This window comes from Pseudescherichia vulneris (assembly GCF_902164725.1).
Classification (GTDB): Bacteria; Pseudomonadota; Gammaproteobacteria; order Enterobacterales; family Enterobacteriaceae; genus Pseudescherichia; species Pseudescherichia vulneris.
On sequence record NZ_LR607338.1, the window covers coordinates 3,493,445 to 3,504,389 of the forward strand.

At 59.0% G+C, this 10,945-nt stretch carries 13 protein-coding genes and 1 other annotated feature; of the genes, 4 read left to right on the forward strand and 9 right to left on the reverse strand.

Annotation, left to right across the window (positions count from 1 at the left end):
- Nucleotides 1–98: 98 nt before the first annotated feature.
- The 9 genes from hisIE to hisL form a co-directional block, all read right to left on the reverse strand.
- The gene (gene hisIE, locus FN633_RS14505) at nucleotides 99–713 is read right to left on the reverse strand and encodes a bifunctional phosphoribosyl-AMP cyclohydrolase/phosphoribosyl-ATP diphosphatase HisIE (RefSeq protein ID WP_154058194.1); all 615 of its coding nucleotides are present in this window, start codon (nucleotides 711–713) and stop codon (nucleotides 99–101) included.
- Nucleotides 707–1,483 (reverse strand): imidazole glycerol phosphate synthase subunit HisF, encoded by a 777-nt coding sequence (gene hisF, locus FN633_RS14510; protein ID WP_042389895.1) that lies wholly within the window; start codon nucleotides 1,481–1,483, stop codon nucleotides 707–709. Before hisF ends, hisIE begins: the two co-directional genes overlap by 7 nt.
- Nucleotides 1,465–2,202: a 1-(5-phosphoribosyl)-5-[(5-phosphoribosylamino)methylideneamino]imidazole-4-carboxamide isomerase gene (hisA, locus tag FN633_RS14515; RefSeq protein WP_154058195.1), complete on the reverse strand. Its 738-nt coding sequence runs from the start codon at nucleotides 2,200–2,202 to the stop codon at nucleotides 1,465–1,467. Before hisA ends, hisF begins: the two co-directional genes overlap by 19 nt.
- Nucleotides 2,202–2,792: an imidazole glycerol phosphate synthase subunit HisH gene (gene hisH, locus FN633_RS14520; RefSeq protein WP_154058196.1), complete on the reverse strand. Its 591-nt coding sequence runs from the start codon at nucleotides 2,790–2,792 to the stop codon at nucleotides 2,202–2,204. Before hisH ends, hisA begins: the two co-directional genes overlap by 1 nt.
- On the reverse strand, nucleotides 2,792–3,859 hold the full coding sequence (gene hisB / locus FN633_RS14525; RefSeq protein WP_154058197.1) for a bifunctional histidinol-phosphatase/imidazoleglycerol-phosphate dehydratase HisB: 1,068 nt from the start codon (nucleotides 3,857–3,859) through the stop codon (nucleotides 2,792–2,794). The genes hisH and hisB overlap by 1 nt, the downstream gene beginning before the upstream one ends.
- Nucleotides 3,856–4,917, reverse strand: a complete 1,062-nt coding sequence (gene hisC / locus FN633_RS14530; RefSeq protein ID WP_154058198.1) for a histidinol-phosphate transaminase — start codon at nucleotides 4,915–4,917, stop codon at nucleotides 3,856–3,858. The genes hisB and hisC overlap by 4 nt, the downstream gene beginning before the upstream one ends.
- A complete protein-coding gene (hisD, locus tag FN633_RS14535; RefSeq protein WP_154058199.1) occupies nucleotides 4,914–6,218 on the reverse strand; it encodes a histidinol dehydrogenase in 1,305 nt (434 codons plus the stop codon). Before hisD ends, hisC begins: the two co-directional genes overlap by 4 nt.
- Before the next feature lie 5 nt (nucleotides 6,219–6,223).
- On the reverse strand, nucleotides 6,224–7,123 hold the full coding sequence (hisG, locus tag FN633_RS14540; protein WP_042389902.1) for an ATP phosphoribosyltransferase: 900 nt from the start codon (nucleotides 7,121–7,123) through the stop codon (nucleotides 6,224–6,226).
- Between the two features lie 35 nt (nucleotides 7,124–7,158).
- Nucleotides 7,159–7,282: a sequence feature (His leader region), on the reverse strand.
- A complete protein-coding gene (hisL, locus tag FN633_RS14545) occupies nucleotides 7,258–7,308 on the reverse strand; it encodes a his operon leader peptide (RefSeq protein WP_001364200.1) in 51 nt (16 codons plus the stop codon). It overlaps the preceding feature by 25 nt.
- Before the next feature lie 174 nt (nucleotides 7,309–7,482).
- Between hisL and FN633_RS14550 the strand changes: the two genes are divergently transcribed.
- The 4 genes from FN633_RS14550 to FN633_RS14565 all read left to right on the forward strand — a co-directional run bounded on the left by FN633_RS14550 (nucleotide 7,483) and on the right by FN633_RS14565 (nucleotide 10,901).
- The gene (locus FN633_RS14550) at nucleotides 7,483–8,307 is read left to right on the forward strand and encodes an SDR family oxidoreductase (protein WP_154058200.1); all 825 of its coding nucleotides are present in this window, start codon (nucleotides 7,483–7,485) and stop codon (nucleotides 8,305–8,307) included.
- 42 nt (nucleotides 8,308–8,349) lie between these two features.
- The gene (locus tag FN633_RS14555; protein WP_154058201.1) at nucleotides 8,350–9,279 is read left to right on the forward strand and encodes a LysR substrate-binding domain-containing protein; all 930 of its coding nucleotides are present in this window, start codon (nucleotides 8,350–8,352) and stop codon (nucleotides 9,277–9,279) included.
- Between the two features lie 211 nt (nucleotides 9,280–9,490).
- Nucleotides 9,491–9,553 carry a membrane protein YoeI gene (gene yoeI / locus FN633_RS18640; RefSeq protein ID WP_154058952.1) on the forward strand — a complete coding sequence of 21 codons (63 nt, stop codon included), beginning with the start codon at nucleotides 9,491–9,493 and terminating at the stop codon, nucleotides 9,551–9,553.
- Entirely contained in the window at nucleotides 9,543–10,901 is a 1,359-nt protein-coding gene (locus FN633_RS14565) for an APC family permease (RefSeq protein ID WP_208674120.1), read from the forward strand. Before yoeI ends, FN633_RS14565 begins: the two co-directional genes overlap by 11 nt.
- Nucleotides 10,902–10,945: the final 44 nt, after the last annotated feature.

A 10,945-nucleotide genomic window follows, 5' to 3' on the forward strand; every position in this document is an offset into this window, starting at 1 on the left:
GTTCAGGTTACGTGCTCACCCGCAATTCGCTGCGAAACTACCAGCCGAAAGCGTAATAAAAAAAACCGGGCAAGCCCGGTTTTTTTATCTCTGCGGCACTACTTGTGCCGCGCTCTCAAATTCTCAATGATGGCCGTCATGTCCAGATCCTGATCCTGCAGCAGCACCAGCAGGTGATAGATCAGATCCGAGGCTTCGTTAGTCAGCTCCTCGCGGTCGTTAACGGTCGCAGCGAGTGCAGTCTCTACGCCTTCTTCACCCACCTTCTGGGCGATGCGCTTGGTGCCGCTGGCATAGAGCTTCGCCGTGTAGGAGCTGGCAGGATCGGCGCTTTTGCGCGCGGCCAGCAGCTGCTCCAGCTGGTAAAGGAACAACCACTGATGGCTCTTCTCTTCACCAAAGCAGCTGGTGGTGCCGGTATGGCAGGTCGGGCCGACGGGGTTGACCAGCACCAGCAGCGTGTCGTTATCACAGTCGGGCGTGATGCTGACCACGTTAAGCACGTTGCCGGAGGTTTCACCCTTGGTCCACAGGCGCTGCTTGGTGCGCGAGTAGAAGGTGACCAGCCCGCTCTCTTCGGTTTTGGCCAGCGCCTGCTGGTCCATATAGCCCAGCATTAGCACTTCACCGGACACCGCGTGCTGGATCACGGCAGGCAGCAGCCCATCGGTTTTCGTCCAGTCCAGCAGGCTACGTTGTTGCTCTGTTAACATATCCTTATCTCCACGCCCTGCAATGCCAGGTACGCTTTCAGTTCACCAATATTAATAATCTGCTTGTGGAACACGGAGGCGGCCAGCGCCCCGTCGACATCAACATCCCGGAACGCTTCCAGGAAGTGCTCCATGGTACCCGCGCCGCCCGAAGCGATCAGTGGTACATGGCAGACTTCACGCACCTTCTTCAGCTGCACGAGATCGTACCCGTTACGCACCCCGTCCTGGTTCATCATATTGAGCACGATCTCACCCGCACCACGCTTCTGTACCTCCTGCACCCAGTCGAGGGTCTCCCAGGTGGTGACGCGGGTCCGGGTTTCGTCGCCGGTATACTGATTAACGTGATACTTGCCGGTGGCCTCATCAAACCAGGTGTCAATGCCGATCACGATACACTGCACGCCAAAGCGGTCGGCGAGGCGGGTGATCAGCTCCGGGTCGGCAAGGGCCGGTGAGTTGATGGAAATCTTGTCCGCGCCGAAGGAGAGGATCTGCGCCGCGTCGTCGACGGATTTAATCCCGCCCGCCACGCAGAAAGGGATATCGATCGCTTCCGCGACGCGGGAGACCCAGCTCTTATCCACGACGCGTCCATCGCTGGAGGCGGTAATATCGTAAAAGACCAGCTCGTCCGCGCCTTCTTCGGCATAGCGCTTCGCCAGCGGCACGATTTCGCCAATGATCTCATGGTTGCGGAACTGCACCCCTTTTACCACCTGGCCGTTGCGTACGTCCAGACAGGGAATTATCCGTTTTGCCAGCATTGGATCGCCTCCGTTACGTTGAATTTGCCTTCCAGCAGCGCCCGGCCCACAATCACGCCGCGCACCCCAGTACCGCGCAGGGCGGCGATGTCCTGTAGCCCGCCGATGCCCCCAGAGGACTGGAAAGCGATCTGCGGATAGCGCGCGCACACCTCTTCATACAGCGAGACGTTGGAGCCGGCCAGGGTGCCATCGCGGGAGATATCCGTGCACAGGACGTGCTTCAGGCCAACGGGCTGATAAGTTTCAATCAGCTCCTCCAGCGAGACGCCGGAGTTCTCCTGCCAGCCGCTGACCGCCACCTGCTTTACGCCCTCGGCATCGATGCGTACGTCAAGCGCCAGCACCAGCGCCTCTGCGCCGAAGCGTGTGAACCAGCCTTTAACGACCTCAGGGGATTTTACCGCCGTCGATCCGACCACCACACGGGCAACGCCCGCCGCCAGCAGGGCGGCAACGTCCTCTTCCGTGCGGATCCCGCCGCCGACCTGCACCGGCACGTTGACGCCAGCCACCAGGGTTTTAATCAGCGGGATCTGCCGCTTGGCCGGATCTTTCGCCCCGGTCAGATCGACCAGATGCAGCACCTCCGCGCCTTCGGCGGCGTAGCCCTGCAGGCGGGGCAGCGGATCGTTACCGTAGTCGCGCTGCTGCGCGTAGTCCCCCTGATGCAGGCGTACTACCGTGCCATCAATTAAGTCTAACGCTGGAATAATCATTACATCTCCAGGAAGTTTTTCAGCAGCTGCGCGCCCGCTGCGCCGGAGCGCTCCGGGTGGAACTGGACGCCGTAGAAGTTATCTTTCTGTACGGCGGCGGTGAAGGGAGCGCCGTAGTGGCACTGGGCGATGGTCTGGGCGTTCACCGGCATCGCGTAGCTGTGCACGAAGTAGAAATAAGCTCCGTCCTCAATGCCGCGAAACAGGCGATCGCCCGCTTTCGGGTAGACACGGTTCCAGCCCATGTGGGGCAGCGGCAACCCGACGTCCTCCATCTTGACCACCGGCTCATCGATAATCCCCAGCAGCTCAACGCCATGGGTCTCTTCGCTGCGGCTGCCCAGCAGCTGCATGCCGAGGCAGATCCCGAGCACCGGCTGGGTACAGGCTCGGATCAGGTTGACCAGCTCGCGCTGGTGGATCTGATCCATCGCGGCCTGCGCCGTCCCTACGCCAGGTAAAAAGAGCTTATCGGCGCGCAGCACCACGTCCGGATCGCGACTCACCACCGGCTCATAGCCGTGGCGGGCAATCGCGGATGTCACCGAGTGCAGGTTGGCGCAGCCGGTATCGAGGATCACCACGTTCATTACAGCACTCCTTTCGAGGAGGGAAGGGTATCGCCTTCCACCCGGATCGCCTGGCGCAGCGTACGGCCAAAGGCCTTAAACAGGCTCTCTACGCGGTGGTGATCGTTCTTGCCCTTGGTTTTCAGGTGCAGGGTGACGGCCATGGTGTAGGAGAGCGAGCGGAAGAAGTGCTCAACCATCTCGGTGGTCAGGTCACCCACCCGTTGGTAGGTAAACTCGGCCTTGTATTCAAGGTGCGGACGCCCGGAGATATCCAGCGCGCAGCGGGCCAGGCACTCGTCCATCGGCAGAACAAAGCCAAAGCGGTTGATGCCGCGCTTGTCGCCGAGGGCCAGCTTCAGCGCCTCGCCGAGCGCCAGACCGGTATCTTCCACGGTGTGGTGATCGTCAATATAGAGATCGCCCTTGACCTGAATCTCCATGCGGAAACCGCCGTGGGTGGCAATCTGATCCAGCATGTGATCAAAGAAGCCCACGCCGGTATTGATTTTGCTACCGCCTTCGCGATCCAGCCATACCTTCACGTCAATCTGCGTCTCTTTGGTCTTGCGCTCAACGTGGGCATAGCGGTCGCGTTTGGTCAACTGGTCGCCAATGGCGCGCCAGTTCAGGGTCTCGCGATCGTAGCGCAGGCCGGTGATACCCATGTTTTCAGCCAGGGTCACGTCCGTCATCCGATCGCCAATCACGTAGCTGTTGGCCTTATCCAGCACCTCGTCGGCAAGATAGCCTTCAACCAGCTTCACCTTCGGCTTACGGCAGTCGCACTCGTCGGCGGGCAGGTGCGGACAGATCAGCACCTCGTCAAAGACCACGCCCTGGGAGGTGAAGATCTGCATCATCAGGTTGTGCGGGCCGGTGAAGTGCTCCTGCGGGAAGCTGGCCGTGCCCAGTCCATCCTGATTGGTGATCATCACCAGCTTAAAGCCCGCCGCCTGCAGCTTAAGCAGCACCGGGATGGCATCTGGCTCAAAGGCCAGCTTTTCAAAGCTATCGACCTGAAAGTCGCTCGGCGGCTCGCTAATCAGGGTGCCGTCACGGTCAATAAAAAGGTACTTCTGGCTCATACTTGCTCCGCACGTAGGGCGTCGATGACGCGCTGGCTCTCTTCCCGGGTACCGATGGTGATCCGCAGACAGCCGCTTAAAGAGGGTTGTTTGTTCTGGTCACGTAGAATAATGCCCTGATCCCACAGGGATTTAAATACCGCGCTGGAGGCGGTGATGCGCGCCAGAATATAGTTGGTTTCTGAATCGAATACCGTTTCTACGCAGGAAATAGTGCGCAGCTGCTCGATCAGGTAGCGGCGTTCATTAAGGATCTGCGCCACCCGTCCCTGCATGGCCTCAATGCCCGCAGGCGAAAGGGCCTGGGCGGCGATTTCAGCGACCGGAGTTGAGAGCGGGTAGGGGGCAATCACCTTCAGCAGCAGGGCGATGATCTGCTGGCTTGCGAGAGTAAAACCGCAGCGCAGACCGGCCAGCGCAAAGGCTTTCGACAGCGTACGCAGGATCACCAGGTGCGGATAGTCCGCCAGCCAGCCGCTGAGCGTCGCCTGCGGACAGAACTCAATGTAGGCCTCGTCGGCAATCACCAGCGCTTTGCCACGGGTCATCTCTAACAGGGCACGCATATCCTGCGGGTCAATAATTTGCCCGGTCGGGTTGTTGGGGCTGCACACATAGATAAGCTTCACCCCGTCGAGAGCCTCGGCGATGCCCTCCAGGTTGAGCTGCCAGCTCTCCAGCGCCGGAACGGTGCGCGCCTCGACGCCGAATGTCTCGGCACTTACGCTGTACATGCCGTAGGTCGGCGGACAGTAGAGCACCGCGTCCTTACCCGGCTCGCAGAAGGCGCGGATCAGCAGCTCGATACCTTCATCTGCGCCGCGGCTGACTAGCACCTGCTCCGGCTGCAGACCGGCATAGCGGGCGTAACCCTCAATCACCGCTTTCGGCTGGCACTCCGGGTAGCGATTGAGCGACGATTGGGTCAGCTCAAAGGCCACCGGGGTAGGGAACTCGTTGGCGTTCAGCCAGACATCGCCTTTGCCGCCCAGGCGACGAGCGGACTGGTAGGGCGTCAGGTTTCGCACGTTCTCGCGCGCTAATTCTTCGATGCTCATGCTTGCTCCTTGAGGGCGTTAACGCGCAGGGTAACGGCATTCTTGTGGGCGTGCAGACGCTCGGCCGCCGCCAGGGTCTCAATGGTCGCCGCCAGCGCGGAGAAGCCCTCGCGGGAGAGCTCCTGCACCGTCATGCGCTTCTGGAAATCCGCCAGCCCGAGGCTGGAGCAGGTGGCGGTATAGCCGTAGGTCGGCAGCACGTGGTTGGTCCCCGAGGCATAGTCACCTGCCGACTCCGGCGACCAGTCACCGAGAAACACCGATCCCGCGCTGGTAATGCTGTCTACCAGCGAGCGGGCGTCGCGGGTCTGAATAATCAGGTGCTCCGGGCCGTAGGCGTTAGAGATAGCCACACACTGGGCCAGATCCTTTGCGACGATCAGGCGGCTGGCAGTCAGCGCCTGGCGCGCGGTCTCGGCGCGGGGCAGCTCGGCCAGCTGGCGCTCAACGGCGTCGGCGACCGCGGCGGCCATCTGTGCATCCGGCGTCAGCAGGATCACCTGAGAATCCGGGCCATGTTCGGCCTGGGAGAGCAGATCCGAGGCGACGAAATCCGGCGTTGCGCCGCTGTCGGCAATCACCAGTACCTCAGACGGACCGGCAGGCATGTCAATCGCTGCCCCGTCCAGCCGCTGGCTCACCTGGCGCTTGGCTTCGGTAACGAAGGCGTTGCCAGGGCCAAAGATTTTATCTACCGAGGGGATCGATTCGGTGCCAAAGGCCAGAGCGGCGATGGCCTGCGCCCCGCCCACCTTAAAGACCTCCTGCACGCCGCAGAGGCTGGCGGCATAGAGGATCTCATCGGCAATCGGCGGCGGCGAGCAGAGCACGACCCGCTGGCAGCCTGCGATGCGCGCCGGCGTGGCCAGCATCAATACCGTTGAGAACAGCGGCGCGGAACCACCGGGAATATAGAGACCCACAGAGGCGATCGGGCGCGTTACCTGCTGGCAGCGTACGCCGGGCAAGGTTTCCACATCCACCGGCTGGAGCTTTTGCGCCTGGTGGAAGGTGTCGATGTTCTTCACCGCCACGGCCATTGCCTGCTTGATATCGTCTCCCAGGCGGGCGCTGGCGTCGGCGATCTCCTGCGCGGTGACCTTCAGCGCGCCGACCTCGGTTTTATCAAATTTAGCGCTGTACTCGCGCAAGGCGTCGTCGCCGCGCGCTTTGACATTGTCGAGGATCTCCACCACCGTACGGGTGATGCTTTCCGAGGCGGAGATTGCCGGACGCATCAGCAGATCGCGCTGCTGCTCGTCGCTACATATATTCCAGTCGATAACGGTATTGAAGCTCATGACCATTACTCCATCATCTTCTCAATCGGCAGCACCAGAATAGAGCTGGCCCCCAGCGCCTTCAGCTTCTCCATGGTTTCCCAGAACAGCGTTTCGCTGCTGACCATGTGCATTGCCACGCGCTGCTGGTCGCCTGCCAGCGGCAGGATGGTCGGACGCTCAGCGCCCGGCAGCAGGGCAATCACCTCGTCCAAACGTTCGGTCGGGGCATGCATCATGATGTATTTTGATTCACGGGCCTGGATGACGCCCTGAATACGGGTCAGCAGCTTGTCGATCAGCTGCTGCTTGGCCGCTGGCATCTCGCCGTCGCGCTGGATCAGGCAGGCTTTTGAGCGGTAGATCACCTCTACCTCACGCAGGCCGTTGGCCTCAAGGGTCGCTCCGGTTGAGACCAGGTCGCAGATGGCATCGGCCAGGCCCGCACGCGGGGCCACTTCGACGGAGCCGTTGAGCAGGCAAGATTTAAACGAGACGCCTTTCTGATCGAGATAGCGCTTCAGCAGATGCGGATAAGAGGTGGCGATACGTTTACCGTTCAAGGCCGCCGGGCCGTCCCACGGCTCGTCAACGGCGGTGGCCAGCGACAGACGGCAGCCGCCAAAATCGAGACGGCGCAGGGTAAAGTAGCGCGGGTCTTCGCCCTGGGCGCGACGGGTTAGCAACTCCTCTTCCAGCACATTCTCGCCGATAATGCCGAGATCCACCACGCCGTCCATGACCAGCCCAGGAATGTCGTCGTCACGCACGCGCAGAATATCGATGGGCATGTTCTCTGCCAGCGCAATCAGGCGCTGCGTGTGCAGATTGATTTTAATGCCGCAGCGGGCCAGCAGTTCGCGTGAATCATCGCTTAAACGGCCAGATTTCTGCATAGCTATGCGTAAACGGGAGTTATCTAACATTCTACTTATCCTCTTATCCTGCCTGAATTAGGTTCAAAAAAAAGCCCCCGGAAGAGGATCTTCCGGGGGCTTTTTCATGCGTTCATGCACCACTGGAAGATCCAAACGTCTTCCAGCACACATCGCCTGAAAGACTAGTCAGGATGATGGTGATGATGGTGGTGTTTAAATTGAACGCGTGTCATAAAATTTCCAATGAATGCTTATTCATGTCTTGTCAATTAACCTAAACCACTTTGCCCGCTGAAAGCAAGGGCTTTTTTACATCATTACATCATTTCATGTTGCCTTCAGAATTGTCAGTTGCCGTTGCCTGGCGTAGCCTTAATCCTAACGTATGAAAGCCGGGAGAATTAAGGATGAAAAAAGTCGCGATTGTCGGTTTAGGCTGGCTGGGGATGCCGCTAGCGCTCTCGCTGCAGTCAAAGGGCTGGCATGTTACCGGCAGTAAAACCACCCAGGACGGCGTTGAGGCGGCGCGCATGTGCGGTATTGAAAGCTATCCGCTGAAGCTGGAACCCGAGCTGGTGTGTGACGCTGACGACCTGGAAGCACTAATGAACGTGGACGCGCTGGTGGTTACGCTGCCCGCCCGACGGAGCGGCAGCGGGGATACCTTCTATCTGCAGGCGGTGCAGGAGATTGTCGACAGCGCGCTGGCGAGGCGTATTCCGCGCATTATCTTTACCAGCTCGACCTCGGTATACGGTAACGCTGAGGGCAACGTCAAAGAGACCACGCCGCTGCAACCGGTCACCCACAGCGGGCAAACCTTAAAAGAGCTGGAGGAGTGGCTACACAATTTGCCGGGTACCTCGGTGGATATTTTACGCCTTGCCGGGCTGGTCGGACCGGGCCGCCATCCGGGGCGCTTCTTCGCCGGTAAAACGGCCCCTAACGGCAGCCAGGGCGTTAATCTGGTGCACCTTGAAGATGTTATCGCCGCGATTATGCTGTTATTGCAGTCGCCTAAGGGCGGCCATATCTACAATCTCTGCGCGCCTAAGCACCCTGCGCGATCTGAATTTTACCCGGTGATGGCACGCCAGCTGGGCCTGGCACCGCCGAACTTTACCGACAGCGACGCGGGCAGTAAGGGCAAGCTTGTTGACGGGAGCCGCATCACCAACGAATTAGGGTTTGAATATCAGTATCCCGATCCGCTGATCATGCCGATGGAGTAGGGCAGCAGTCTGGGGTCTGGTCGCACACCCTGTGGGGCGAACATGAAACCATTGCTGGATGTTCTCGTTATCCTTGATGCCCTCGAAAAAGAGGGCAGCTTTGCTGCGGCCTCGGCGAAGCTCTATAAAACCCCCTCTGCGCTGAGCTATACCGTGCATAAGCTGGAGAGCGATCTCAACATCCAGCTTCTTGACCGCAGCGGCCATCGGGCAACCTTTACTCGCACCGGCCAGATGCTGCTGGAGAAGGGGCGAGAGGTGCTGCACACGGTGCGCGAGCTGGAGAAGCAGGCGATTAAGCTCAACGAGGGCTGGGAGAACCAGCTTACTATCGGCGTGGATGACACCTTTCCCTTCTCGCTGCTGCTGCCGCTTATCGACACTTTTTATCAGCAGCACAACGTGACTCGGCTAAAATTTATCAACGGCGTGCTGTCTGGCTCGTGGGAGGCGCTCATTCAGGGGCGGGCTGACGTGATTGTGGGTGCGCTGCACGACCCACCCTCACTAAGCGGATTTGGCTTTGCCAGGATCGGCACTCTGGATCAGGTATTTACCGTCGCCGCTCATCACCCACTGGCTCAGGCGGTAGAGCCGCTGCCTCGCCGCGAGATCAAACGCCATCGTGCTATCGTGGTAGGAGAGGCCAGACTGGGTTGCTCGCGCTCCCAGCTGCTGCTGGAGGATCAGGAGGCGATCGCCGTTTTTGATTTTAAGGCTAAACTGGATCTGCTCATTGGCGGCCTTGGCTGTGGTTATCTGCCGCGCTATCTGGCGCAGCCGTTTTTAGACAGCGGCGCGCTGGTAGAGAAACAGGTGGTGGCGCACATCTCTACCGAACCGGTATGGATTGGCTGGAATGAGCAGACCGCAGGGCTGGCAAGCGGCTGGTGGTGCACGGAAATTTTAGCAAATAGTGCGATCGCTGGCGTTTACAAACCGGTGAGTGGCCGTGAATCAGGCGTGAGTTAAAAAAGATGGCCTGATGGGTGTATGCCATCTTGTCATCGCGCCTCAGTTTGGGGCAAAATATGTCGCCTGCAAAAAATGACACTAACCGACGTTAAACGCGTCGGTTATTTTTTTGCATCAAAACGTCATTTAAAACCAAGAGGCCGGGCTTCGTACCGGATAGATACACATTTAAAAACCGACAGTCGTTGTCGCTGAGGAAAGAAACAAAATGGGGCAATTTTTTGCTATTGCGACGGCATTCGCCGTAATGGGGTCTGACCATGTCGCATAACGTTACTCCAAAAACCTCTCGCGTGGAACTGCGTAAATCGCTTACGTTGATTCCGGTTGTTATGATGGGTCTTGCCTATATGCAGCCGATGACGCTGTTCGATACGTTCGGCATTGTCTCTGGTCTGACCGATGGTCATGTCGCGACCGCGTATGCGTTTGCGCTGGTGGCTATTCTCTTTACTGCCCTGAGCTACGGTAAACTGGTGCGTCGTTTCCCGTCCGCTGGCTCAGCCTACACCTATGCCCAAAAATCCATTAGCCCGGCTGTTGGCTTTATGGTGGGCTGGTCATCGCTGCTGGACTACCTGTTCATGCCGATGATCAACATCCTGCTGGCTAAAATCTACTTCGAAGCGCTGGTGCCCAGCGTGCCGTCGTGGATCTTTGTGGTGGCGCTGGTGGCCTTTATGACCATCTCGAACCTGCGCAGCATTAAATCCGTTGCCAACTTCAACACCCTGATCGTTATTCTGCAGATGGGTATTGTGGCGGCCATCGTCGGTCTGATTGTTTACGGCGTGGCGCACGGCGAAGGCGCGGGTACGCTGACCAGCACCCGTCCGTTCTGGTCGGAAGGCGCGCATGTGGTGCCGATGATCACCGGTGCAACCATTCTGTGCTTCTCGTTCCTGGGCTTTGACGGCATCTCTTCTCTGTCGGAAGAGACCAAAGACGCCGAGCGCGTGATCCCGAAAGCGATCTTCCTGACGGCACTGATTGGCGGCCTGGTCTTTATTGTGGCTTCCTACTTCCTGCAGCTCTATTTCCCGGATATTAGCCGCTTCAAAGATCCTGACGCGTCTCAGCCGGAAATCATGCTCTACGTGGCGGGTAAAACCTTCCAGTTCGGCGTGCTGATCTTCTCGACCATCACCGTACTGGCCTCCGGTATGGCAGCGCACGCGGGCGTTTCTCGCCTGATGTACGTGATGGGTCGTGACGGCGTCTTCCCAAGCCGCTTCTTTGGCTACGTGCACCCGAAATGGCGTACTCCGGCCTGGAACGTGCTGCTGGTGGGCGCGATTGCCCTGCTGGCGATTAACTTTGACCTGGTCACCGCAACGGCGCTGATCAACTTCGGTGCGCTGGTGGCCTTTACCTTCGTTAACCTGTCGGTGATTTCACAGTTCTGGATCCGTGAGAAGCGTAACAAGACGCTGAAAGATCACTTCCAGTACCTGATCCTGCCGCTGTGTGGTGCCCTGACCGTGGGCGCGCTGTGGCTGAACCTGGAAGAGAGCTCAATGATTCTGGGCCTGATCTGGGGCGGTATTGGTCTGGTTTATCTGGCCTGCGTTACCAAAAGCTTCCGCAACCCGGTCCCGCAATACGAAGACGTTGCGTAACTGCACGAACTCATAAAACAAAAAAGCCAGCTGAGAAGCTGGCT

Coding starts and splice junctions, on each gene's coding strand:
- hisIE (WP_154058194.1), bottom strand. CDS start 713: ATGTTAACAGAGCAACAACGTAGCCTGCTGGACTGGACGAAAACCGAT.
- hisF (WP_042389895.1), bottom strand. CDS start 1,483: ATGCTGGCAAAACGGATAATTCCCTGTCTGGACGTACGCAACGGCCAG.
- hisA (WP_154058195.1), bottom strand. CDS start 2,202: ATGATTATTCCAGCGTTAGACTTAATTGATGGCACGGTAGTACGCCTG.
- hisH (WP_154058196.1), bottom strand. CDS start 2,792: ATGAACGTGGTGATCCTCGATACCGGCTGCGCCAACCTGCACTCGGTG.
- hisB (WP_154058197.1), bottom strand. CDS start 3,859: ATGAGCCAGAAGTACCTTTTTATTGACCGTGACGGCACCCTGATTAGC.
- hisC (WP_154058198.1), bottom strand. CDS start 4,917: ATGAGCATCGAAGAATTAGCGCGCGAGAACGTGCGAAACCTGACGCCC.
- hisD (WP_154058199.1), bottom strand. CDS start 6,218: ATGAGCTTCAATACCGTTATCGACTGGAATATATGTAGCGACGAGCAG.
- hisG (WP_042389902.1), bottom strand. CDS start 7,123: ATGTTAGATAACTCCCGTTTACGCATAGCTATGCAGAAATCTGGCCGT.
- FN633_RS14550 (WP_154058200.1), top strand. CDS start 7,483: ATGAAAAAAGTCGCGATTGTCGGTTTAGGCTGGCTGGGGATGCCGCTA.
- FN633_RS14555 (WP_154058201.1), top strand. CDS start 8,350: ATGAAACCATTGCTGGATGTTCTCGTTATCCTTGATGCCCTCGAAAAA.
- FN633_RS14565 (WP_208674120.1), top strand. CDS start 9,543: ATGTCGCATAACGTTACTCCAAAAACCTCTCGCGTGGAACTGCGTAAA.